Source organism: Paenibacillus montaniterrae (assembly GCF_018403185.1).
Classification (GTDB): Bacteria; Bacillota; Bacilli; order Paenibacillales; family Paenibacillaceae; genus Pristimantibacillus; species Pristimantibacillus montaniterrae.
On the sequence record NZ_BOSE01000001.1, the window covers coordinates 824,262 to 848,477 of the forward strand.

Sequence of the window (24,216 nt, forward strand, 5' to 3'; positions counted from 1 at the left end):
CCTACTGCAAACAAACTGCTGCAATAGTGATGCGCATATACTTATCCTTCTAAAACTCATCTCATAAACCTATCTCATCTAACTCAACTCTACTCATCTGACACTTACTATACTCTATCGCGCCAGGCACTGTCAATGCCAACCTTACTTCGCCAAATCCGGGCGCAGCGCCTTTGCTCCACCCAAATAGATGTGCTTGATTTCTTGCTGAGCTTTTTCCGTATTGACCAGCACCATAAGCCGTACGCATTTTGGCAGGCTGCCTTTCACAGGCACCTCCAGCGCACACATAAGCGGCACCAGCTCCCAACCTGGTAGCTGGCGAATGGCTTGCGCAGGAAACGCTTCGTCGAGATCATTCGTTACCGTAATCAATACGCTGGCAATGTCTTCTGGGTTTACATCATTTTCCTGAACGAGCTTCGTTACCATTTCAAGCGTGACCGCCTTAATCTCATTCGCTTCATTCGCTTCAACAGTAGCTGCCGCTCTAATTCCCCGAACTGTCATTTTCAATCCTCCTGCTTAAGCTCTTCGATAATTTCACGCACCCATTGAATCGGCACATCCGGCTTAATTTCAACCTTGCCGATTTCAACCGGCACTACAAATACTACCGTTCCTTCAGAAAACTTTTTATCGTGCATCATCGCTGCCAATATTGCATCTGTATCATAATGAGCCGGAATGCGTGTTGGCAGACCACAGCTTTCAAGCGCTAAAGCCGTAACGCGCAAAAGGTCCTCAGATGCGCCATAGCGCACGCCTAGCTTGGCGGAGCCAATCATCCCTATGGAGATCGCTTCACCGTGCAGCAGCTCATTGTAGCCCGCGACAGCCTCCAATGCATGACCAATCGTGTGACCGAGATTCAAAATCGCGCGCAAGCTTGATTCCTTTTCATCCTCAGAGACGACCTGCGCCTTAACGCCGCAGCCTTTATACAGCGCATAGCCGAGCGCCTCAGGCTGCTTGCTGACCATTGCACCAGCGTTGGCAATGCACCAATCTACAAATTCCTTGTCCCAGATCAAGCCGTGCTTGACGACCTCCGACAGTCCTGCCTTTACTTCGCGGTCAGGCAAGCTTTGCAGCGTTTTAAGATCATACAGCACGAATTCAGGCTGATGAAAAGCGCCAATAATATTTTTAGCCAATGGATGATTGACCGCAACCTTGCCGCCTACACTGCTGTCATGCGCCAGTATCGTCGTCGGAATTTGAACAAACTTCACGCCGCGCATATAAGAGGCTGCCACAAATCCGGCAAGATCCCCTACTACACCGCCGCCGAGCGCAACAATCGCCGACTTGCGATCCAGACCGCCCTCCAGCGCCTTAGTTACGAGCAGCTCCAAATTCGCCAGCGATTTGGACTGTTCGCCTGATGCTACGATCGCACTGACCACCTTAAAGCCGCCTGCGCTCAGGCGCTCCGTTAAATGTTCGAGATAAAACGGGGCGACCTTCTCATCCGTAATTATCATCAGTGGAGATTTTTGGCTGATGCCATGCTTTACGAAATAAGAAGAGACCTCATCCAGGAGGCCCTCCCCGATATAGATTGGATAGGAGCGTTCGCCAAGCTCTACGTTAAGCTGACGCATATTAGTATCTCTCCAATTGCTCTTGATAGTTTTTAAGGTTAGCATGAATTTCCTCGATTGAATCTCCACCGAATTTTTCAAGGAACGCACGCGCAACCTCCCATGCCACTACATGCTCCATTACAACGCTTGCAGCCGGCACGGCACAGCTGTCGGAACGCTCAACCTGAGCAGTAAACTCCTCTTTCGTATCAATATCAACGCTGCGCAACGGCTTGTAAAGCGTTGGAATCGGCTTCATTACCCCGCGCACTACAATTTGCTCTCCGTTTGTCATGCCGCCCTCAAAACCGCCAAGACGGTTGGTTGCGCGATGATAGCCTTTTTCCGGCGTATACAAAATTTCGTCGTGCACCTGTGAGCCGCGAATTTTCGCTGCTTCAAAGCCGATGCCGATTTCAACACCTTTGAATGCGTTGATCGACATAACCGCTTGCGCAATTCTTCCATCCAGCTTGCGATCCCACTGCACATGGCTGCCTAGACCGATTGGCACGCCTTCGATAATGCATTCAACAATGCCGCCGATTGAATCGCCTTCTTGTTTAATTTGGTCGATATAGGCGGTCATTTTCTCTTCCGTTTCCTTGTCAACGACGCGTACAGACGATTCTTCAGTACGCGCAATCAATTCGTCAATCGGCAAATTATGCTGCGGCGCTTCGATTTCACCGATGCGAATAACTTGACCGGCAACCTTAATGCCGAACTCGGCAAGCAGCTGTCTGGCAACCGCGCCTACAGCAACACGCGCTGCTGTTTCACGCGCAGAGGAACGCTCCAGCACGTTGCGCAAATCCTTCAAATTGTATTTCAATCCGCCGTTCAAATCAGCATGACCTGGACGTGGACGATGTACGCGACGCTTCGTCTCGTCCGTGCCTTCAATCGGCTCGATATTCATCACCTTGGTCCAATGCTTCCAGTCATTGTTAACGACGACCAGCGCTACCGGAGCGCCTGTTGTTTTACCGTGACGCACGCCACCGACAATGTCCGCCGTATCCTTTTCGATTTGCATGCGGCGGCCGCGGCCATGACCCTTTTGACGGCGCTGCAGCTGAAAGTTCAATTCTTCAAAATCAAGCGTCAAATTGCTAGGCAATCCTTCTATAATGGCGGTCAATTGAGGACCGTGGGTTTCACCCGCTGTCAAATAACGTAAACTCAAAACTAGCTCCTCCTTAAACATGCAGAACAATTTTCCTGCGATCATTGTAAAGCCGTAAATATCTTTGCTCATTATAGTACAGCCCTGCTAGTTTGACAAGAAAATACAGGGTGCAACAAATAAGGCGAGCAGACCTGTTTCTTGCCTCGGCGCTCGCCATAATAACGATGTTATGATTGCTCTTATAATTTGCGATAAAAAAATGTATCTGCCGTTTCAAAGCCGTATTGCGACGGTGTAAAAATTTGCTCGGTGCTGCCAACGAACAAAATACCGCCCGGCTTTAATGCCTTGGCGAATTTATGATACAGCTCATTCTTTGCTTCCTCTGTAAAATAGATCATCACATTGCGGCATACGATCAGATCAAAGCCGGAATCGAATGGATCGTACAGCATATTGTGCTGCTTGAATTTGACTGCCCGCTTAAGCGAATCGACTACGGAGTATACGCCTTCTTCCTCATGAAAATATTTGTTGAGAAAGACAGGCGGCACATCCCGCACCGAGCGGTCGAGATAGAAGCCTTGATGTGCTTTTGCCAGTACGCCTTGATCAAGATCAGTAGCGAGCAGCTCTGTTTTGTGCAGCATACTCAACTGATCGAGAATCATCGCCAGCGTATAGGGCTCCTCGCCTGTCGAGCAAGCCGCGCTCCATATTTTCAGCTTATCGTACTGACTGATCATTTCGGGTAAAAATTTGCTGCGCAGCACTTCCCAGCGCTGGGGATTGCGCCAAAATTCCGAGACATTGATCGTCATGCGATCAAGAAACTCATCCATCATTGCAGGCTGGGCGACAAGCGCCTGAAAATACGATTCAAACGTCGTATGCCCATGCTTTAGCCGAAGCGTCGTCAAGCGCCGCTTCATCTGAGCTTCCTTGTACAACGATAAATCAATCGCTGTTTTTTTCTTAATATTTTCTATAAATCGAATAAAGTCCAAATCGTCCGACATCATCATGCCCCCGTGTTCAGCCTAAATCCAGCGCTGAATGCTATGTTCATAGTCAATCAGCTCATGCTCGCTGAAAAATATTTGAATCTCTCTAGCAGCATTTTCAGGTGAGTCCGAGCCATGAATAAGATTAAAATTCGTATGTACTGCGTAATCCGAGCGAATCGTGCCCGGCGCTGCCTCAACGGCATTCGTTTTGCCAATCATGGCACGCGTCAAGGCGATTGCGTTATCGCCTTCCCACACCATAGCAAAAACAGGCCCTGATGTAATAAAGTCTACTAATGGCTCATAGAATGGCTTGCCTTTATGCTCGCCGTAATGCTGCTCGGCCAGCTCAGGCGTTATTTTCATAAATTTTGCTGCAACAAGCTTCAAGCCTTTTTTCTCAAAGCGAGCTACAAGCTCGCCTATCAAGCCGCGCTGAACACCATCAGGCTTAATCATTAAAAATGTTCTATCCATATGTCGTGTCCCTTCCTTTAGAGCGTCTAGTATATAAAGGATGTTCTACTCATTAATAGAGGAAGTTCAAAAAGCGCAACTTTGATGACGATGTCCTGAAAGCCGTGCTTTTTGAACGCTCATTAATAATTCCGCTTGCCGACAAACTGAGCAATCTCTACGAGATTTTTGCGTGCTGAATTGGCAGGCAGCTCCTCCAAAATGGTTAGCGCCTTGGCGATATATCGATTAGCCAGCTCATCTGCCAGCTGGCTTCCGGCACTGCTGCGCACGTATTCGATTGCAGCTCTTGTGTCTGCTCCACTGCCCTCGTGATGAATTCGTTTAATTTCAGCAAGCAGCGGCTCGCGCACCGTAATATCCTGCAATGCCAAAATGACCGGAAGTGTAATGTTTCCTTGGCGAATATCTGAGCCCGGCGGCTTGCCAATCTGTTTTTCAGTACCGTACAAATCAAGCAAATCGTCACGAATCTGGAATGCCATGCCAACATTGTAGCCGTAACGATACAGCGCATTGTAATGCTGCGGGCTGCAGCCCGCTACAATCCCGCCGAGCTGTGTGCTAATTGCCAGCAGCAGCGCGGTTTTGCGACGAATGCGCAGCAAGTAATGACGTACGGATTGCTCAGTGTTGAAAAAGTCGCGAATTTGCTCCATCTCCCCGATGCACATTTCAACCAGCGCTTTGGAAAGCATCTGATGCACCTTAGGGTTGGAAATTTGCGCAATTTGCGACAACGCTTGTCCATGGATGTAATCGCCTGTATACATCGCGACTCGATTATCCCATTTGGACTTTACGGTTAGCTGACCTCGTCTCGTCTCTGCATCGTCAATTACATCATCATGCACCAGTGAAGCCATATGTATCAGCTCCAGCGTGACGGCAACCTTTTTCAGATCATCCAGCCTGTACTCGCCGAATTTACCGCCAAGCAGCACAAAAACGGGGCGAATTCGCTTCCCTCCCGCTTTGAGCAAATGCAGTGCTGCTTCTGAAAGCAGTGGCTGCTCGTCCATCACGACACGCTCGAGCTCTGTTTCAATCTTGTTGATATCGCCTTTCATTTTTGCGTAGATTTCCAATAACTTCATGTCCTCACCCTTACTGTTGCGACTGATCATTGCTCAGCATAAGCTGCTTACTTTTTCCCAATATGCAGCGCTGCAACGCCCAGGAAGAAGTTTTTCACATATACCTCCTTGGCTCCTACCTGCTCAAACAAAGCCTTAAGCTCCTTGGCATCAAGAAACAGCTGCAGCGAATCAGGCAGCCATTTATAGGCGGCAAAACGCTTGGCAAATGCTTTGCCCAGCAACGGAACAATCTTCTCAAAGTAAAAGTAATAAATGCTTTTGAAGGGCTGAGCTTGCGGCTTGGACATATCCAGACATACAATTTTTCCGCCTGGCTTAACGACGCGCAGCATTTCGGAAACAACCTGCTTGTAATCCGGAACGTTGCGCAGGCCAAACCCTATTGTTACATAATCAAATGAATTATCAGCAAACGGCAGCTCCATTGCATTGCCTTGAACAAGCTCAACCTGCGCATCCAGGCCTGCTTCCACTACTTTACGCTTGCCAATAGCAAGCATTTGCTCACTGAAATCAAGACCGATAATTTTCCCTGTTTTGCTTGCTCTCGCCAAATCAATCGTCCAATCGCAAGTTCCGCAGCACAGATCCAGCGCAGTTTGCCCAGGCTGAACATTCATAAGCTGCATCGTTTTTTTACGCCACACCTTATGCTGTCTGAAGCTCATAATGTCGTTCATTTTATCGTATTTCGGTGCAATATTTTCAAACAGGTCATGTACATGACTTTTGGAATTTTGCATAGAATTCGAACTCATTGTGCCTCCACTCGTTTCATAGAATATTTAGCCACTTTCAACGCCATTTCCTCCATCAAATGATGAAGCTCTTTTTTTAGCTCTGTGAAATGCTCGCTCTCCAGCAGCTTATGCACGGCATCGTATACGGTATGCAGCGTATCCATCAAATAGCGGCGTATATTGTGCTTCTCAAGCAAATGCTCATAATTGTCCTGCTTCAGCAAGCTTTTCTCCTCAGCGGGACTGATTGCACCGAGCAACGACCAATATGCAAAGCTGCGTGCAAAGCCGCCGGCAGTGACGCTGTCCTTCAGCTCCTCATAAATTACTTCAAAGCGAGAAACATAATGCAGCAGCTCCTGCCATATTTCCGCCAGCGGCTCCTCAAAATAACGATAAAAAGGCAAGAACATCTCACTTTTAAGATTTATTCTGCTACTTAGATATTCCTCCGCGGTTAGCGTGGCCGCTTGCACCTTTTCATAAAGCGTAATCTTCAAGCGATTAACATCTGCAACCGCTTTACTTAACAAGCCGATCAGCTCTACTTCGCCTGCGGCAGCCAATAGCTGGTAAAATCTTGCGCTAAAATAATCGCCTGCTAAAATCTTAAGTTGCCTGGAGCGCATTTGCTTCTCCGTCCGTTGTCCTGTTTCCGTATCGATAAGATCATGTGTATCCATTCCAAGCTGAACCAAAGCTGTCACTAGATTGAACAGCTCTGAACGCTCTCTGCTTTGCTTCGAGCTTCTAAGGGCACCGAATAGCAACTGCAATCTGGGCTCCGCATATGCAGGAAGCTCAGTATGTAGGTGAATCATATCATATTGGACATAAGGTGCGGCAGCATCAGCTACACGGTATTTTTTCATTGATGAAGCCTCCGAACAAAAATAGGTAACATTCCTCTTTACAATAAAAATTATTATAGCATAGATTCGTCTCTATTCCTAGAAAGGTTGTGACAGCCGTATGACTGGATTTACACTTCATAATGCTGCTGCCACAATATCGACTTATGAATGCGCAATCGCTCAATCCACAGCGGCTGCTCTAGCCAGGCAACCCCTTCAAGCGCCTGCACGCCCTGCTCCAGCCAAGCATCGTCGCCGCGTACCGTCAGCTGCATTAGCTGCAGCGTTTCTCCATGTTTTCGGCCTTCACGCAGCACCGTAATCGACAGCTGCTCAATGTTGCTGCCATAATGAAACGCTAAAGCAACGTAGAGCGGAACCGTATCATAAATTTGCTCGTGAACTGGCTGATCGCTATGCAGCAGCAGATCCACGTCGATCCTCTCATGCTGCAGCCTGATCGCCTTTAACGTGCTCGTATTAATATGCTCGGACAGCACATCGACCAAATTTTCATTAGTAAGCGGCTCGCGCTTATGATAGGTCATCGCTGCCAAATGCTCATCACGCGAGGCAGGAAGATCAAGATAGCGGCTAAGAGACAAAACAAGCAGCATCACAATCAGCGCCGCCAACATCCCCTTAACTAAAGCAAATCCTTGCTTCATAATCGATCGCTCACTCTCATCAACTTAAATAAAAACATCACATCGCTCCGGAGCAAAGCATCCTCCGCTGTAGCTTTTTGAGTGCAGGACCAAGAAGATGGCACTCGGTAGCGTGACATATTCGACGTCGACTCCACTATAACGCAACCGCATCGTCATCAAAGTCCTGCTTTTGAACTTCCTCTTTTCAATAAAAGGTTCAAAAAGCTGGGCTTTCAGGACCAAGAAGCTTGGACGCTAGTAGAAAATGAGGAGCGCAGCGTAGGCAAAAAGCTACGTGAGCACCGGAATTTTCGCTAGCGTTCAAGATTCGCCGCCGAATCCTCTACAGAGAAGTTACATCGTCATCAAAGTCCAGCTTTTTGAACTTCCTCTTCCAATCGAGGTTCAAAAAGCTGGGCTTTCAGGACCAAGAAGCTTGGACGCTAGTAGAAAATGAGGAGCGCAGCGTAGGCAAAAGCTACGTGAGCACCGGAATTTTCGCTAGCGTTCAAGATTCGCCGCCGACTAAACCACGAAGCGATGCATCGTCATCAAAGTCCAGCTTTTTGAACTTCCTCTAATACAGTTTACGGCTAACTTGTACACAATATTCGCTAATCCAACAGTTTATACAGAAAAATCCCAGCAATGGCACTGGGATTACGATTCTACAATCGTTTATTCATCTGTATGTACGACTCCGTACCGTGTCATTACTTGTGCTTTGCCACGAATTTTTATGGCAGAAGTGTGATCGGTAAATTGACAAATGAGCACTTCGTTTTTATCCAATTTTTCAGTATGATGGAATCGAGTGTCTTGACCTCGTGTTAAACCCATAACGGTAACACCAGCGTCCTTCGCTTTAATGACAATGTAATCGCCTGTCTGTTGCTCCATCTCATTCCCTCGCTTTCTCTATACAAGCATTCTCAAAGCATTATATTGGATTATTCTGCATTGTGCAATTATATCATATAAAAAAGCTACAGGTCGCATAATGGATCTGTAGCTTTTCAAATTATTTATTGGGCAACCATGTCTTTAAGCTGCTTGCCAGGCTTGAAGGCAGGAATTTTGCTAGCTGCAATATCGATTTCTTCTCCAGTTTGTGGATTGCGACCTTTGCGAGCTTGGCGTTCACGAACCTCAAAATTTCCAAAGCCTACTAGTTGAACTTTATCTCCGCTTTGCAATGCCTCGCTGATTGCGCCGAACACAGCATCAACCGCTTTGCCTGCATCCTTCTTAGAAAGTCCAGAAAGCTCTGAAACCTGATTGATTAGATCTGTTTTATTCATTTCTTCACCTCCTTAACGTACCCTATTATCACTCATAATGACCGTTTTCTAGAAATATATACCTTTTTACAATAAAACCATAGTAATACATGGCAAGTACAAAAACAAGTATTGTAATTAAACATTTGTACGAAACAAGTTGAATGGTTTGTACATATGCTGTAAGATGTAAAGTTTTCAGGGAGGCAATCCAATGAACTACAGTTACATTCATGTCAAATCTATGCTGCAGCTTCGCCAATTTATTAAGCTAAAAGGACAGATTTGGGATGAATTAGGATATAAAATGGAATATCCGAGTCCTGAAGCAAAAATGATCATATTTATTGAGCATAGTACGGATGAGGAGAAAGTGCTAGGAACTTTAGAACTAATTCCTTTTAATCATGTGGACAAATTGAAGAAGATGCTCTTTTTATCCTATCCAGAGCTTAATCAGAGGACTACCATTTTTGTAGACGGTTTCGGTGTGCTGGCATCACATCGTGGAAAGCTGGAGACCTATATGATAAGCCATATTGTCAACCACGCTGAAAAATTCGGGCTCACCCATGCGGCTACTTTAGCAACCGAGCAAATGCTAAGCTGTTTATGCAAGCGTTACAGAATTCCATTCAAGCAAGTCGCGGCACCGCTTGAAATGAACGGGCGCCTGCTATTTCCTGTGCTGCTTAATTTGGAATTTGCTTATTTGAACAAGCATCACTCTCGCTTTAACTGGCTGAACGGATAAAGTCAGCGCTCCTCCGCTATAGCGTCTTGCAGCTTATTTGAAAGTTGCGGGTATGGGCTTCGCTGCTTTCTTTATTAAATTGAACAACAAAAAGTTGGACGGAATGTTCCGCCCAACTTTTCGTTGTGGATGCTTATTGACTATAGAATGATCGCGATTAGTCCGCCCGAGCCTTCATTAATGATGCGTCCTAATGTTTCTTGCAGCTTGTAGCGTGCGTTGTCCGGCATCATGGCGATTTTGCCCTGAATGCCTTCTCGTACGATGTTGTGCAGCGAGCGTCCGAAAATGTCAGACTCCCAAATTTTGATTGGGTCGTTTTCAAAGTCCTGCATCAAGTAGCGAACAAGCTCCTCGCTTTGCTTTTCTGTGCCGATAATTGGTGCAAACTCAGATTCTACGTCAACGCGAATCATATGAATAGATGGCGCGGTAGCCTTCAATCTTACACCAAAGCGCGAGCCTTGACGGATCAGCTCTGGCTCATCCAACGCCATTTCAGCAAGCGAAGGTGCAGCAATACCGTAGCCAGTCGTTTTTACCATTTCCAGCGCTTCTGCAAAGCGGTCGTATTCCTTTTTCGCATGCGCGAATTCTTGCATAAGTGCAAGCAGGTGATCCTTGCCGCGAATTTCTACGCCTACGACTTCCATCAAAATTTGATCATAGAGCTCGTCAGGCGCGTATAAGTCAATTTCGGCAACTCCTTGCCCCATATCCATGCCGCTAAGTCCAGCGCGGCTAATAAAATCATATTCCATGAATTGACCGACCACGCGGTCAACATCGCGCAATCTGCGAATATCCTTGACAGTATCGCGCACGCAATTTTCAAAGTTGGAACGCAGCCAGTGCTGCTCATTCAGCACCATTACCCAGCTTGGCAAATTAACATTGACCTCATGAACCGGGAACTCATAGAGCACCTCGCGCAGTACAGCCAATCCTTCTTCCTCATTCATCGTTGCAACGCTTAAGGCAATAACCGGAATATCATACTTCTCCTGAAGCTCCTGACGCAACGCCAGCGTTTCTTCACTGCGAGGCTTAGTAGAGTTGACAATTAGCACGAATGGCTTACCAACCTCTTTCAGTTCCTCTACAACGCGTTCCTCAGCCTCCACATATGAGCTGCGAGGGATCTCAGCAATCGTGCCATCTGTCGTAACGACTACACCTAATGTAGAATGCTCCTGAATTACTTTGCGTGTGCCGATTTCTGCTGCTTCCTGAAATGGAATCGCTTCATCGAACCAAGGAGTTGTAATCATGCGCGGGCCGTTTTCATCCTCATAGCCCTTAGCTCCATCGACTGCATAGCCTACGCAATCCACGAGCCTTACATTAACCTCCAAGCCCTCGGACACTCGCAATTGCACCGCCTGATTCGGCACAAATTTGGGCTCAGTCGTCATAATTGTTTTACCTGCGGCGCTCTGCGGAAGCTCATCAACGGCGCGGACTCTCTCTGACTCTACTGGAATGTTGGGAAGTACCACGGTCTCCATAAATTTTTTAATGAAGGTTGATTTGCCTGTACGGACTGCACCGACGACTCCGAGGTAAATATCCCCGCCAGTTCTTTCGGCAATGTCCTTGAAAATATCTACTTTATTCACTGAATATCCCCTCCCAATTGATTTTCCGGTTCGCCGCCATCCACCGGACAAAAGGGCAGGCCAGCGACGCAACTCGTACATACTTATTGGACTTGTAATATCTTATGTCTGCTTTGTCCAAATATTCCGATAGCTTGGGATTTTTTTAATTTTCCGGCTATCTCTCTTCCAAGACTGAAATATATGTATCACTCTATCGTTATATTCTTAGCCTTGACAGATTATGATTGGGCAGCAAAATAAAACGCGCCGCCACCCAAAGGGCAGCAGCGCGTATAAAGCAATGCTAAAAAACTAAGAAACATAGCGTTCAATCTTCAATGTCAAATCCACTAGGAAGCAACGCATCTTCATCAAGGCAGCGCTGCGGAGCAAAGCATCCTTCAGTCGCTTTTTAAATCGTAATGCTCTTTTATTATATTTATTAAGGTTGCATTACGATGTTAAAGGCGACACACTTCGTTTTTCGGATTGCTTTGCTCCTCCGCTGTAGCTTTTGAGTGCAGGACCAAGAAGCTTGCACGCTAGTAGAAAGCGAGGAGCGCAGCGTAGAGCAATAGCTACGTGAGCACCGCAGTTTTCGCTAGCGTTCAAGATTCGCCGTCGACTACGCTACAACGCAACACATCGTCATCAAAGTCCTGCTTTTAAACTACCCCTTCCAATGAGGTTTAAAAAGTTCGGAGTTCAGTACCGAGAAGATGGCTGGATACTAGAAAGCGAGGAGCGCAGCGTAGGCACTTGCTACGTGAGCACCGGAGTTTTCGGTAGCCTGCCATATTCGATGCCGACTATGCTACAACGCCATGCTTCGTAATCAACTTCGGACTTTTTAAACTACCGCTCTATTGGGACTGGTTCATTGTTTAGTAGCCTGTACACAGCCCCCTTAACCGGCACATAGTCGCTTTTTTCGATAAGCAGCGCTCGCAAATCCTGTTCCTCGCTTATTTCCAGTTCAGGATTAGCAAGCATCGCTTGGTAAATATCACTTGCATAATCGATATAGACTGTTCCGCTTTCGCTTAGCATAAGCTGAGCGATGCTCCCTGAGTATGGACTATGCACCTCTGGCGTTTTCATGTTCAGTGCTTTGTAATCAATGCCGTAGAAGCCATCATATAGCTTGTCCGTCATAGGCAAATTACCGTGCTGACTCTTGTAGTCATCAACCTTGCGCTGCAAATCGATGACCTTTTGCGTTAAATAGATGTTTTGCGCTTTAACGACCGGATCGGTTTCCTCGTTTAAGATTAAGTAATAAAAATTGCCGCCGCCTTCAAAGGATGAACTTGGCAAATGCTCTACATAGCTCTCTTTTTTCAGCAAATCAAAATTAACGCGAAACTTTTCGTAGCGATCTACCGTGGAATCGCTATTATGAATAGGCAGAACCGACTTTTCGGCCAAATATTGATCAACAGCTGCTTGTACATTGCGGATTGCTTCCTTCGACACGACGTCAGTCGGAGACGAGTCGGTTTGCGGGTAGAGACAGCCGGAAAGCAGCAGCGTAAGCAGCGTAGCTGTAATCGACAGCTTGAGCAGGTTTATTGTTCCCTGGTTATTTCTCATATTCATTTACCCCTACCATAAAGTATCTTCTTCCTGCTGGCGTTGAAGCTGCCTGGCAATCGCTGCGCGAAACGGATCCGGCGGTAGCTGCACAACCGTATGCCCCTGCTTCAGTACTGCCTGACAGGCCAATCTTGTGTTAGACTGCTCGAGGCCAGCAAGCTTGCGGCGCTCATTGTCTTTCATCGGAGCCAGATTGCTCCAATCTTCAATTTGCACCTTGCACATAAAGCAGGAGGCGTTGCCGCCGCAGCGAGTTGCAATCGCCACTCCAGCCTTGCGAGCTGCCTGCAAAACAGTTGTGCCTGAGCGAACCTTGGCAGAACGAGCGAGCGGCAGAAACGTTACTTCAGCTTCCATCAGGAACACCTCCAAAATCAATTCTTTAGAGGAAGTTCAAAAAGCGCAACTTTGATGACGATGTAGTCACAAATAGCTTAGTCGGCGTCGAATATGGGGTTCAGCCGAAATGTACGGTGCTCACGTAGTAGGTATCTACGCTGCGCTCCGTCATTTCTAAGCTTCTCCCCATCTTCTTGGTCCTGAAAGCCGCGCTTTTTGAACTCTCAATTTTAAAAATATGTTTTGTTGCGAGCAACGATAACGGCATCCTTGCTCGCTACAACTGCCTGACAGCCCAAGCGGTAGCCCTCATCAAACTCCTCAGGCTCCAAACGATCCCATTCCTCATCAGTTATATCTTCCAGGTATTCTGCGCCTTCCACGATTAAACAGCGGCATCTGGCGCAGGTGCCTCGCGTACAAGAAAAGCTCCAATCCACCTTATGCTTTATGGCATGGTCGAGTATGGTTAACCCTTCCTCGGCTTCAACCTTTTTTGTAATGCTGCGTCCAGTCAATTCAATCATAGTGTACAACTCCTGCTCTGCGTTCTATATTAAATAATTGAAATTACTCCTAGAAAAAATCCGATTATCAAGCTGAAAAATGCGATTAATGACAGCACAAATTTAATAACACCCTTCGTCTTGTAGCGTGCAAACGTAATCAAAAATGCTGCAATTGCCATCAAGCCGATGCCTATTAATGAAACCCACATTTTCGTCATTGGATCCATGAATCTAATTTCCCCTATTCCATTATGTAGTAGCTATTCCTGTCTATTATAGCATCACTGCTAGAATGTGACAAAGCTCACAGGCAGCATACATGACTGGAGCGCTTCCTCCTTGTGGAGAAAACGCTCCTATGCGGCAACATTCAGCCTTATTTCATCATCATTTTCATTAGGGCCTCGAGATTAGACGACTTCATACCGCTCGACTGAATCGTTTTGGCAACATCATTGAGCTTGGCGTCAGACAGCTTAATGTTGGCCATATCAGCCACTCGTCTAATTAGCTTTTTCAGCTCTGCTTCATTTTCCAAGGTGTTTGGTTGAACAGTGCTCGCTACCTTACCTACAGAATTTGCTGAAATGTTTTTGCCGGTTTTACGTTTGATGGCGCCCAGAACCTCTTTGGATAAATCCTTCGACATGCTCTTACCTCCTCATCTACACATTTCAGTACATCATATGTGGAGATAAGCTATCTGGTTACCCAAGCAAAGGCCTAGCTATCCTAGTTGTTCATTTCATTCGTTTTCGTGCGCCCCATCAATACCTCAATTGCCCGATCAAGCGGCTGATCATTGAACAGTACCTCATAGAGCTGCTCTGTTATCGGCATTTCGATGCCATACTGCGCTGCCAGCTGGAAGGCCGCACGCGTCGTTTTCACGCCTTCTACAACCATACCCATTCGTTCCAGCACCACATTGAGCGGCGTGCCGTCAGCGAGCATGTAGCCGGCTCGCCAGTTGCGGCTATGCTGGCTTGTCGCCGTGACGACAAGATCGCCAACACCTGCCAGGCCAATAAATGTGAGCGGGCTGGCACCCATTGCCACACCCAGCCGCGAAATTTCTGCCAGGCCTCTGGTCAGCAGAGCAGCCTTGGCATTGTCGCCGAGCTGCAGCCCGTTAATCAAGCCAGCCGCAAGCGCGATTATGTTTTTCAGCGCACCGGCAACCTCAATCCCTACCACATCATTATTCGTATAGACGCGGAACGAGGAATTCATAAACGCTTCTTGAGCCTTCTCCGCTACTTCCTCCTGCTCCGCCGCAACAACAACGGTTGTCGGCAGCTTCAGAATAACCTCCTCGGCATGAGAAGGTCCTGAAATTACTGCAATCTCTGACTGCGCCCGGCCAAGCTCCTCGGACAATACAACGGACATGCGCTTTAGCGTTTCAGGCTCAAAGCCCTTTGTCGCATGCACGACAATGCTTCCCGCTTCTACATGGGACGCAGCCTGCTTCGCCACCTGACGCATAGCGCTTGATGGCGCGGCAAACAGCGTCAGCTCGGCCCCGCTTAACGCTTGCTGCATATTAGTCGTTGCCGTAATGTTGGGAGGCAGTACGCGATTCGGCAAATATTTTTCATTATGATGCTGTGTACTAATTTCTTTTGCTTGCGCCTCGGTGCGCGTCCACATTGTAACCTCGTAATGATTGCAGGCAAGCACGTATGCAAGCGCGGTTCCCCAGCTTCCTGCAACAAGCACCGCCGCTTTTCCTTTCATCTGTGGATTCGGCATAGCACTAAGCTCCTTTCTTGCTTCCTAGCTTATTCTCAGTTCCATTCCAAAGCTTCACGATATTCGAGCGATGACGAATGAATGCAAAAATGCAAATAATAACGGTTCCGATCAAATTCGCCCAATTGAATTGCAGGAATAGAACAAAGATTGGCGTCAAAAACGTAAAAATCAAAGAGCCAAGCGATACATATCGGGTAAAAACAATGCTTAAAATCGCAATAATTCCCGCGATCAGGGCAGGGATGAATACGAGCACCGACAAAACGCCAATTGCGGTGGCGATTCCTTTGCCGCCTTTGAATTTGAACCAAATCGGCCAGTTATGACCGATAATCGCTGCAAGTCCGCATACGACCGGCAGCCAATCCTGCTCCGATACGATGCGTGCAAGCGCAACGCTGCCCATCCCCTTCAGCAAATCAAGTGCAAGCACGAGAATTGCCGGGCCAATGCCGAGCACGCGAAGCGTATTCGTTGCGCCTGCATTGCCGCTTCCATGATTGCGAATATCAATGCCTTTAACTAGCTTGGCAATAACGATGCTAAAAGAAATCGAACCTGCTAGATAACTAATCACAATCGCTAATAATGATAACAATGCTCTCTCCCCTAGTCCTGATCAGATTTTTTGCGAGAATAGATGCGCACTGGTGTGCCTTCGAAATCAAACGCTGCTCGAATTTTGTTTTCGAGATAGCGCTCATAGGAGAAATGCATCAATTCCGGATCATTGACAAAGCAAACAATCGTTGGAGGCTTCGTCGCAACCTGAGTCACGTAGTTGATCCGCAGGCGCTTGCCTTTATCTGTAGGCGCAGGGTTCATTGCCACCGCGTCAGAAACGATATCATTTAGCAAATGCGTTGGGATGCGCATCGCGTGCTGCTCCGATACATGATTGATTACAGGCAGCAGCTTATGTAATCTGAGCTTCGTTTTTGCAGACAGAAATACAACTGGCGCATAGGTCATAAACAGAAACTGGTCGCGAATGCTCGTTGTAAAATGCTGCATCGTTTTATCGTCCTTTTCTACTGCATCCCATTTGTTCACAACAAAGATCGATGCTTTGCCCGCTTCATGCGCATAACCGGCTATATGCTTATCCTGCTCGATAATGCCTTCCTCGCCGTTAATAACAATGAGCGCAACATCCGCACGCTCAATAGCCTTCATCGCACGCATAACGCTGTATTTTTCCGTAGATTCGTATACCTTGCCGCGCTTGCGCATGCCTGCGGTATCAATCAGTACATACTTTTGACCGTCAACCTCAAACGGCGTATCAATTGCATCGCGCGTAGTTCCGGCGATATTGCTGACAATCACTCGCTCTTCGCCAAGCAGCGCGTTGACAAGTGATGACTTTCCGACGTTAGGACGGCCGATTAAAGCCACTTTAATGACATCGTCCTCGTATTCATCCTCCTCAGGCTCTGGCATGAGCGTGGTCGCTGCTTCAAGCAAGTCGCCAATGCCCAGTCCATGCGCTCCGGAAATCGCAATCGGTTCGCCAAAGCCGAGTGAGTAAAATTCATAGATGTCCTCCTGGCGGTTATCGTTGTCTACTTTATTGACGGCCAGTACGACGGGCTTGTTGGAGCGATAAAGCATTTGCGCAACCTCTTCATCTGCATGCGTAATGCCAGCCTTCGCGTCCACCATAAAAATTATGACATCGGCTTCAGCGATTGCCAGCTCAGCCTGTGCTTTCACTGAGCGCATAATTTCGTCCTCGCCGTCGATTTCAATACCACCAGTATCAATAATGCTGAACGGCTTGCCGTTCCATTCAGCCGTGCCATACAGCCGATCACGCGTAACACCTGGTTTATCTTCAACAATTGCAAGTCGATCGCCAATAATGCGGTTAAAAATCGTTGATTTGCCCACATTTGGTCTCCCGACAATTGCGATTACGGGTTTTGCCATACGGTAAATTCCACTCCTTAGTTTTTCATAAAACAGATATTAATCATGCTTTCGTTACCCATCATAGCAAAAAAGCATGAAAATGGCTAACTTTTCATCCTTTTTCCAAGCATTTGTGCAAAAAGCAACGTTATTTTATGCAGCATTGCCGCAATTAATTTTACGACGATGATGCTTAGCAAGGATAAAGCGATCATATCCCACCACTGCAGATTGGCGATCGCTCCTTTATATTCACCGCGCTGCTGCCATATAAGCAATATTTCGGCCAAAGCCGTCCCCCCATATGTAATGAACGCCAGCTCGGCAACGCTAAGCTTAAGCAAGCCTAGCAAAATGCCGCCAAGCAGCGGCACATACCAGTAAGGAATATGGGCTCCGGCCCAGGGAGAAAACATAATGAAGGCACGCACCATCGTCAAGCCAAGCCCCAGCACTGCGGTATAGAGCGCGATGAGCTGAATATCCAGCTTGGGCGATTGAAGCAAAACGTATATGAGCAGCAGAAGGCTAACCGCGGCAAAGGACAGGTTGATCAACAATACTTTATTGCCAAGCTCCAATTGAACATGCCATTGGTTAAAGCCTGCAAGCCATATAAATGCGATAGATGGAAGCAGCAGCACAAGCTTGAGCCGCTTGTTGATCCAGCCTCCCCAGCCTGTCAGTAACAAGATGAACAGCATAATTGTCGAAAGCGCTGTCCAATAACCGTCAATCATTGCGATCACCCCTACATAATATGTGCGGTTTAAAGCGCAATTATTGCTCGGCAAGCAAAAAGCCTCAACCCGGTTCCATCATCCACCAGGTTGAGGCTTCAACACATCAAGCTTCTGCTTACTTAAGCTGGCTAAGCTTATCGCCAAAGCGTTCTGCCAAGGAATAGCTCATATTGTTGCCGTTTAAGCTTACATCAGGGTTATTGATTTCCTTCATATCTGGGACTTCAGCTTCCGCGTCCTCTTGAACAGGAGCCTCTTGCGTAGCTTTAATGCTAAGACTCACACGCTTGTCAGCAGGATTGAACTCAAGAATTTTCACTTGAACCTCTTGACCCTCTTTAACAACCTCGTATGGAGAATTAACATGACGATAAGCTAGCTGAGAAATGTGTACAAGCCCTTCGACGCCAGGAGCAATCTCAACAAACGCTCCAAAAGTCGCGATCCGCTTCACTTTTCCTTCAACTACATCATCGACATTAAATTGCCCAGCTGCTTTTTCCCAAGGTCCTGGTTGAGCCGCTTTAATAGACAGGCTGATTTTGCCTTTCTCAGCTTCAACTTTAAGCACCTTCACCTTAACCTCTTGCCCAACACTTACAACGTCAGCTGGATTGTTCACATGCTCCCAAGCCATTTCGGATACATGCACAAGTCCGTCAACGCCGCCGATATCAACAAACGCACCGAACGGAGTTATGCGTTGCACAGTTGCTGTCAGCTCCTCGCCAACCTGCAAGGATGCCAGCTTGGCAGCTTTTTCTTGCTCATATTCTGCTTCTAGCACATCTTTTTGCGACAAAATGACCTTGTTGTTTTCGCGATCAAGCTCTTTGACGATAACGCGCAGCGTACGACCTTTGTAATCGCTGAAATCCTCAACGAAATGACGCTCAACCATAGATGCAGGAATAAATGCTCGCACCCCTACATCCACGACCAGGCCGCCTTTTACGACGTCTGCAACAATAACCTCGAACACATCGCCTTGCTCAAAATGCTTCTCGATGTCATCCCAGCCCTTTTCATTGTCTACCAAACGCTTGGACAGCGTCATCGTTTCCTTGCTGTCATTGATGGATAGAACCTTCAACTCTACCTCTTGACCTACCTTGACAACGTCAGTAGCTTGCTCAACGGGTACAGATGACAGTTCACGAAGAGTAATGATTCCATCATATTTATATCCAACGCTTACGTATGCTACGTTGTCTTCAATTTTTACAATTGTGCCTTTAACAGTGTCACCTTTCTTCAATGAGACCATTTGATCAAGCGCAGCCTGATTGGATTCTTCCACTGCAGAATCCTGAACTTTAGTTTCTTCTGACATGAAAATAACCTCCTCAATTCATTACCCACTATATTTTTAAAGCTCAATACATCAACCCATTGGAAGGTATTCAGCATTAAAACTACACTGAAGCTTTTAGCTTGTTTATATGCCGCATAATTTCTTCCGTTACAGCCTCGTAAATATCTTTGCCTTCCTCGGCTGTTACTGCCTTAATATCAACAGGCTTGCCGTAAACAATCGTTGTACGGCGGAACAGCTTGTAGTTGCCAACAATCGCGACTGGTACAACCGTTGCGTTGCTGCGCAAAGCGATCATCGCAGTTCCTTTTTTCGCGCCTGCAGCGGCATCTGGATCATTTGCCTTTTGACGCGTGCCTTCCGGGAAAATCCCTACCATCATGCCTGATTTAAGCAAATTGATCGATGATTTGATCGCGTCGATGCTTACTCCGCCGCGTTTGACCGGATAAGCGCCAAATGATCTGATCAACGGCCCGAACACCGGGACCTTGAACAATTCTTCTTTGGCCATAAAATGCACTTTTCGTTTGATTAATACGCCTACTGCCGGCGGGTCCAGCAAGCTGATATGATTGGATGCAATAATAACGGCTCCCTCAGCTGGGATATGCTCTGTTCCGACTGCCTTAAGCCGAAACAGCAGACGATAAATAACGCGTAATAAAAATCTGAAAATCGTATATGACATCTACTGACTTACCTCCATGAGCTTGGATTGACTGAGCTTCACAATGTAAGCGACCACCTCTTCAATATTCATATGGCTGCTATCCAGCAGGATTGCATCGCCAGCCTGAATTAGCGGCGCTATTTCTCTTGTCTCATCAAGCTTGTCTCTGGCAGCGATTTCTTCCTCCAGCTGCTTAAGAGGCACATAATTGCTTTCTGTCAATTCCCGATGTCTTCGTCTTGCCCGCTCCTCGACCGAGGCTGTTAAAAAAACTTTAAGCTCGGCGTTAGGTAATACATGGGTACCGATGTCGCGGCCATCCATCACAATGCCTTTTTGCTCAGCAAGCTGGCGTTGCATTTCTCCCAATTTTGTACGAACATGCTCATTAGAAGCGTAGTGTGAAACTTGAGCGGTTACTTCTCTCGAACGCAGCTGCTCTGTCACATCTTCATTATGTAGCATTATCATTTGTCCTGCTGCTGTTGGTATGAGCTGCAAATCAATGTCACGAACAAGCGCTCGCAGCGCTTCCGATTGAGACGGCTCGATCCCTTTCCGCTGCGCCAGCAGTGTTACCGCACGATACATCGCTCCTGTATCGACATACACGTAGCCAAGCTGTGCAGCGACTTGACGGGCTACTGTGCTCTTGCCAGCTCCTGCAGGACCATCGATCGCAATGTTGATGCGATCAACTTTCGTCAACGTCATAGCAATGGGCAACTCCTCTCAAGATGAAGCCAAACAAAAAGCAGGCAGAGCCTGCAATTATCGTTAAATATTATACCACAGTTCCAATATTGATGCAAAACTATGGCTCTAGCAGCGGTCTACCTTCCCAATGCTCTGTCGGTACAAGCAGCAGCCGTACCGCGTCAAATTGCATCAGACCTTGAATCAGAAACAAAACAAGCAAGCTGATTCCTACTATCTTTAATGCAAGCAAGCTGTATTGATCAATCCATTTTCTATATTTTCGCCAAGGATCCATCATACCCTCCTGTTACTTAACCTGGATGATAATATTATCCTTTCCGCCAAATTAGCAATTATTCATAGCCCAACGTTTAGCGGTCGCGAAATTGAATTTGCTTCTCAAATAAAAATCGAATAATGCGCTGACGCTCTTGCTCTGCAATTTCATCAAACTTTACCATGACCATCTTGCGTCCCGTCTCGAGTTCTTTTTGGCGCAGCACCTCCGCCTGAAAGCAGCTATGTTCAATATTTCCGTTGCGATGTGGCAGCACGATCCAGCAGCCAAGCTTTTCTCCTGGCTCGAAGGACTCGTGGCGATCAATAATAAATGAGACGCCGCCCCCGCCTATGTCGGACGTTCTATATACGTAGCGCTGTCCCTTTTCAGTTTGCACAGCGAGATCCACTTCGATGTCGATGCGAAAAAAATTACGGCGCTGAATCGAGGTCATCGATTCCTCTGTAGGTCTGGCAATAACAAAAAACGGCAGCTCGCCTTCTTTAACATTAGTCACATATGTTTCAAAAAAATGCTTTACCCCGGTATTGGTAATAAAGGAAGCGTGCAGCGCATCGCCTATATGTAGTCGTTTCAAGCGTCCATTTTTTGTGTTGATAGGCAGCTCAATGATGAGCGAGCTTTCGTCTTCATCAGCCACTCTTGTTTTATATTCCACAGGCTCATCCGATGCATCATCTTTAAGCTGAAAATAGACAACCTGGCTTACCTTTGGCACAAGCATAAAAACTCCTCCTCCGCAATGGCTATTATACCACTTACGTACAGGAGGAGCTATATGAACTTCTAGCTAACTGGACACTTTTTGATCAGCGCGGCTCATTTTTTCGATCGTTTCCTCTAAACCAGTCTCAGCGTTAATATAAATGCGATAAATTTGCTCATTAATTTCTCCGGTAAACTCATAGCACAGCACTTCCTCGCCAAGATCGCCGTCTATAATCGCCATTCTCTGCTCTTGTACCTGCAATTCAGGATTCAAGGCGCCGCGCGCTTGCTGCAAGCTTACCGAGGGCTCGCCAATTTGCCGCTCTCGATGGTTAGTAACATACTCTGTTGCCTGAAAGCCGACAATTTCTCCATCATCCAGCGCAACCTTAACCGTTATTTTATCCGGATAAACTAGCGTATCATTGTCAAGCTCATGGACAAAGGTGAAGGTACCGGTATGATCATATTCATCATAGCTGACAGCCTCCATATTATGATAGCCGTGCTGTTCAGCAAATTCGCCCGCCTTTTCCTCCGCTTGCTGCAGCGACAGCTTCGTGCCTTGCACATCGCGATAATGCGAGAAGGTTACCAGCTTACCGCCCTTTGCTGTAATCGTAAGCTTTTTGTCTCCATCAGCATCATCCTTGACGGTTGCTGTAAAGGTAGGATAGCTCGATTCCTGGCCATTTTCCGTAATGTCGATATTTGACACTTCCGTACCAACAAATTTGGCCGCCAACTCAGCCGCTTCCTCTGCGGTAATTGGACTGCCGCTCAGCATTTCTATCGTTTCATCTGTATACATGCTGTTCACCGCAGGCCCCCAATCGAGCTCCGCGTATTTGGTAGCGTCCTCATTTACCGTTCTTAAGCTGCTTACTACTGGATTTGTCGTTTCCTCTTCATTTGCAGCAAGTGCAAGCTCTACGTCCATCCAGCGCAGGCTGCTGCTCATAATATTGTTTTGCAAATCGCCCAGCTGCGTGGAAATTTTCGTTGAGCTGTCATACAGTGATCGCAATGTTTTAAATTCCTCGTCGCTTAGCGGCTGCTTATTTAAATCGCGTACTGCTGTTTTATAAGCAAAATTAGAGACGCGCGACAAAAAATTATCAGCATTGGCGAATGGGACGTAGCTCAACGGCAACTGGCTGACAGCGTGCTGCGCCTCGCTCGTAATGCGCCATACATTAACCAGGCCTTTGCGGTGGAAATCCAATGAAGTCGAATTAACAGCAAGCGTATTGCCTAGCTGATCATTTAGCTTATGAACATAATAGGTCAAATCACCGAATGCTCGCTGATAGCTATTTTCCGCCTTAAGCAGCACAGAATTTTTCTCCTGATGCTCCTGATATCCCCAATACAGCGCTCCTATAAACAAAACCGTCATAAGCGGAAACATTATCATACTTAGCCGTCTGTACATACAAAAAGCTCCCTTCAATTCCAATCTATGCTTAGTTTGGATTGATGAAGGAAGCTTTATACATGAATTGCTCACATTGGATGCTCTTCGATTTCCAGATCTTCTGCATTATCGCAAACGCACATTTTAAAGCCTGTCTCATAGCTGTCTTTTTCTTTGCGGCCTCGAAGAATATATTTTTCTCCGCACACTCGGCAGCGAATGAGCACCTTTACTCTTTCCATGCTATATCCTCCTCAAACATCTCAAAACATATTCAGATATAGTATGGACGAATAAACTATAAATTAATCTCATCCTTAGGCCGAACATAACGGAAAGGAGATTTGATATGCGCCGATTTCATTTTGGATAGACCAAATACCCACAGCAGTAGCATAAATGGCACAATGGCAAAGATCCAATCATGCTCGCGCGTGACGATAATCCAGTCATACAAGCCATGCAAAATAAGCGGCACGGTTAACGATAACAGCAAAAACATTTTCTTTTTGCTGCGGCTGGCGGAAAACTTCGCCCTGCCCAGGTAATAGCCCATAATGACGCCAAACAGCATATGCCCCGATACAGGAAGCAGCGCACGCAGCAGCATCGCGCCAAAATCTGCCGGCATAAAAATGGAGTAAAGCAAATTTTCAGTTGTCGCAAAGCCAAGCGATAGTGCTCCAGCATATAAAATTCCATCATACGGCTCATCAAATTCTGTATGATTGTACAGCAGATGGAACAAAACAAACCATTTAATAAATTCTTCTACGCCCGATGATTGAATAAAGGCCATTACGAAGTTGCCTTCGCCAAGCCATATTTCCACGCCGCGCTGCAATACCATAATCGGTACAACGAGGAATATACCGATTAGAAATACCTTCAACACCATATGAATCGGTTCAGCCTCATACTTATCCCTTAAATACAAATAAGTAAGCAAAGATAAACCTGGCGCTAATGCTGCTGTCAAAATGGAGAAAATTACCATTCACTTTCCTGCTTTCATTGCGCACCAAGAAGCGGTACATAAATTTAGAGTTCCCTATAGCTA

General features: G+C 46.7%; 30 protein-coding genes. 1 reads left to right on the forward strand and 29 read right to left on the reverse strand.

The genetic code is table 11. From position 1 onward, the window contains the following. Positions 1 to 144 precede the first annotated feature (144 nt). From aroH to hbs, 11 genes are all read right to left on the reverse strand, one after another. Positions 145 to 510, reverse strand: coding sequence for a chorismate mutase (gene aroH, locus KJS52_RS03880; RefSeq protein WP_213513321.1), 366 nt, complete (start codon positions 508 to 510; stop codon positions 145 to 147). Between the two features lie 2 nt (positions 511 to 512). Beyond that, positions 513 to 1,607: a 3-dehydroquinate synthase gene (gene aroB, locus KJS52_RS03885; RefSeq protein WP_213513322.1), complete on the reverse strand. Its 1,095-nt coding sequence runs from the start codon at positions 1,605 to 1,607 to the stop codon at positions 513 to 515. A gap of 1 nt (position 1,608) precedes the next feature. Further along, on the reverse strand, positions 1,609 to 2,778 hold the full coding sequence (gene aroC, locus KJS52_RS03890) for a chorismate synthase (RefSeq protein WP_246563106.1): 1,170 nt from the start codon (positions 2,776 to 2,778) through the stop codon (positions 1,609 to 1,611). Positions 2,779 to 2,960: 182 nt separating this feature from the next. Further along, positions 2,961 to 3,740, reverse strand: coding sequence for a CheR family methyltransferase (locus KJS52_RS03895; protein ID WP_213513324.1), 780 nt, complete (start codon positions 3,738 to 3,740; stop codon positions 2,961 to 2,963). 21 nt (positions 3,741 to 3,761) lie between these two features. Further along, the gene (ndk, locus tag KJS52_RS03900; RefSeq protein ID WP_213513325.1) at positions 3,762 to 4,205 is read right to left on the reverse strand and encodes a nucleoside-diphosphate kinase; all 444 of its coding nucleotides are present in this window, start codon (positions 4,203 to 4,205) and stop codon (positions 3,762 to 3,764) included. Positions 4,206 to 4,327: 122 nt separating this feature from the next. Further along, a complete protein-coding gene (locus KJS52_RS03905) occupies positions 4,328 to 5,302 on the reverse strand; it encodes a polyprenyl synthetase family protein (protein WP_213513326.1) in 975 nt (324 codons plus the stop codon). Positions 5,303 to 5,349: 47 nt separating this feature from the next. Continuing rightward, entirely contained in the window at positions 5,350 to 6,048 is a 699-nt protein-coding gene (locus KJS52_RS03910) for a demethylmenaquinone methyltransferase (protein WP_213513327.1), read from the reverse strand. 11 nt (positions 6,049 to 6,059) lie between these two features. Beyond that, positions 6,060 to 6,917 (reverse strand): heptaprenyl diphosphate synthase component 1, encoded by an 858-nt coding sequence (locus tag KJS52_RS03915; RefSeq protein WP_213513329.1) that lies wholly within the window; start codon positions 6,915 to 6,917, stop codon positions 6,060 to 6,062. A gap of 110 nt (positions 6,918 to 7,027) precedes the next feature. Beyond that, positions 7,028 to 7,567, reverse strand: coding sequence for a hypothetical protein (locus KJS52_RS03920; RefSeq protein ID WP_213513330.1), 540 nt, complete (start codon positions 7,565 to 7,567; stop codon positions 7,028 to 7,030). Positions 7,568 to 8,227: 660 nt separating this feature from the next. Then, complete coding sequence (gene mtrB / locus KJS52_RS03925; protein WP_213513331.1) at positions 8,228 to 8,449, reverse strand: trp RNA-binding attenuation protein MtrB; 222 nt, start codon at positions 8,447 to 8,449, stop codon at positions 8,228 to 8,230. Positions 8,450 to 8,574: 125 nt separating this feature from the next. After that, positions 8,575 to 8,850: a non-specific DNA-binding protein Hbs gene (gene hbs, locus KJS52_RS03930; protein ID WP_213513332.1), complete on the reverse strand. Its 276-nt coding sequence runs from the start codon at positions 8,848 to 8,850 to the stop codon at positions 8,575 to 8,577. Between the two features lie 193 nt (positions 8,851 to 9,043). Between hbs and KJS52_RS03935 the strand changes: the two genes are divergently transcribed. Continuing rightward, positions 9,044 to 9,583 (forward strand): hypothetical protein, encoded by a 540-nt coding sequence (locus tag KJS52_RS03935; protein ID WP_213513333.1) that lies wholly within the window; start codon positions 9,044 to 9,046, stop codon positions 9,581 to 9,583. Positions 9,584 to 9,723: 140 nt separating this feature from the next. On the opposite strand, the gene spoIVA is transcribed toward KJS52_RS03935, so the two are convergent. The 18 genes from spoIVA to prsW form a co-directional block, all read right to left on the reverse strand. Next, the gene (gene spoIVA / locus KJS52_RS03940; RefSeq protein WP_213513335.1) at positions 9,724 to 11,202 is read right to left on the reverse strand and encodes a stage IV sporulation protein A; all 1,479 of its coding nucleotides are present in this window, start codon (positions 11,200 to 11,202) and stop codon (positions 9,724 to 9,726) included. 837 nt (positions 11,203 to 12,039) lie between these two features. Then, the gene (locus tag KJS52_RS03945) at positions 12,040 to 12,777 is read right to left on the reverse strand and encodes a YphF family lipoprotein (protein ID WP_213513336.1); all 738 of its coding nucleotides are present in this window, start codon (positions 12,775 to 12,777) and stop codon (positions 12,040 to 12,042) included. A 12-nt stretch (positions 12,778 to 12,789) separates the two neighbouring features. Next, the gene (locus tag KJS52_RS03950; RefSeq protein WP_213513338.1) at positions 12,790 to 13,137 is read right to left on the reverse strand and encodes a 2Fe-2S iron-sulfur cluster-binding protein; all 348 of its coding nucleotides are present in this window, start codon (positions 13,135 to 13,137) and stop codon (positions 12,790 to 12,792) included. A 212-nt stretch (positions 13,138 to 13,349) separates the two neighbouring features. Then, positions 13,350 to 13,646, reverse strand: coding sequence for a 2Fe-2S iron-sulfur cluster-binding protein (locus KJS52_RS03955; RefSeq protein WP_213513339.1), 297 nt, complete (start codon positions 13,644 to 13,646; stop codon positions 13,350 to 13,352). A 29-nt stretch (positions 13,647 to 13,675) separates the two neighbouring features. Beyond that, the gene (locus KJS52_RS03960) at positions 13,676 to 13,855 is read right to left on the reverse strand and encodes a DUF2768 family protein (protein ID WP_213513340.1); all 180 of its coding nucleotides are present in this window, start codon (positions 13,853 to 13,855) and stop codon (positions 13,676 to 13,678) included. A 149-nt stretch (positions 13,856 to 14,004) separates the two neighbouring features. Then, on the reverse strand, positions 14,005 to 14,277 hold the full coding sequence (locus tag KJS52_RS03965; protein ID WP_213513341.1) for a stage VI sporulation protein F: 273 nt from the start codon (positions 14,275 to 14,277) through the stop codon (positions 14,005 to 14,007). 83 nt (positions 14,278 to 14,360) lie between these two features. Beyond that, positions 14,361 to 15,368 (reverse strand): NAD(P)H-dependent glycerol-3-phosphate dehydrogenase, encoded by a 1,008-nt coding sequence (locus KJS52_RS03970; RefSeq protein ID WP_213513806.1) that lies wholly within the window; start codon positions 15,366 to 15,368, stop codon positions 14,361 to 14,363. A gap of 19 nt (positions 15,369 to 15,387) precedes the next feature. Further along, on the reverse strand, positions 15,388 to 15,984 hold the full coding sequence (gene plsY, locus KJS52_RS03975; protein WP_213513342.1) for a glycerol-3-phosphate 1-O-acyltransferase PlsY: 597 nt from the start codon (positions 15,982 to 15,984) through the stop codon (positions 15,388 to 15,390). 11 nt (positions 15,985 to 15,995) lie between these two features. Next, positions 15,996 to 17,318, reverse strand: coding sequence for a ribosome biogenesis GTPase Der (der, locus tag KJS52_RS03980; RefSeq protein WP_213513343.1), 1,323 nt, complete (start codon positions 17,316 to 17,318; stop codon positions 15,996 to 15,998). An 86-nt stretch (positions 17,319 to 17,404) separates the two neighbouring features. Continuing rightward, the gene (locus KJS52_RS03985) at positions 17,405 to 18,040 is read right to left on the reverse strand and encodes a hypothetical protein (protein ID WP_213513344.1); all 636 of its coding nucleotides are present in this window, start codon (positions 18,038 to 18,040) and stop codon (positions 17,405 to 17,407) included. Positions 18,041 to 18,158: 118 nt separating this feature from the next. Beyond that, complete coding sequence (gene rpsA / locus KJS52_RS03990) at positions 18,159 to 19,376, reverse strand: 30S ribosomal protein S1 (protein ID WP_213513345.1); 1,218 nt, start codon at positions 19,374 to 19,376, stop codon at positions 18,159 to 18,161. An 82-nt stretch (positions 19,377 to 19,458) separates the two neighbouring features. Then, entirely contained in the window at positions 19,459 to 20,049 is a 591-nt protein-coding gene (locus KJS52_RS03995) for a lysophospholipid acyltransferase family protein (protein WP_213513346.1), read from the reverse strand. Further along, on the reverse strand, positions 20,050 to 20,745 hold the full coding sequence (cmk, locus tag KJS52_RS04000) for a (d)CMP kinase (protein WP_213513348.1): 696 nt from the start codon (positions 20,743 to 20,745) through the stop codon (positions 20,050 to 20,052). Between the two features lie 100 nt (positions 20,746 to 20,845). Then, entirely contained in the window at positions 20,846 to 21,025 is a 180-nt protein-coding gene (locus KJS52_RS04005) for a hypothetical protein (protein ID WP_213513349.1), read from the reverse strand. 76 nt (positions 21,026 to 21,101) lie between these two features. Then, entirely contained in the window at positions 21,102 to 21,755 is a 654-nt protein-coding gene (locus KJS52_RS04010) for a flagellar brake protein (protein ID WP_213513351.1), read from the reverse strand. 66 nt (positions 21,756 to 21,821) lie between these two features. Next, positions 21,822 to 23,174: a germination protein YpeB gene (gene ypeB / locus KJS52_RS04015; protein WP_213513352.1), complete on the reverse strand. Its 1,353-nt coding sequence runs from the start codon at positions 23,172 to 23,174 to the stop codon at positions 21,822 to 21,824. A 71-nt stretch (positions 23,175 to 23,245) separates the two neighbouring features. After that, entirely contained in the window at positions 23,246 to 23,398 is a 153-nt protein-coding gene (locus KJS52_RS04020; protein ID WP_213513353.1) for a hypothetical protein, read from the reverse strand. Between the two features lie 56 nt (positions 23,399 to 23,454). Then, positions 23,455 to 24,153: a glutamic-type intramembrane protease PrsW gene (gene prsW / locus KJS52_RS04025; RefSeq protein ID WP_213513354.1), complete on the reverse strand. Its 699-nt coding sequence runs from the start codon at positions 24,151 to 24,153 to the stop codon at positions 23,455 to 23,457. Positions 24,154 to 24,216: the final 63 nt, after the last annotated feature.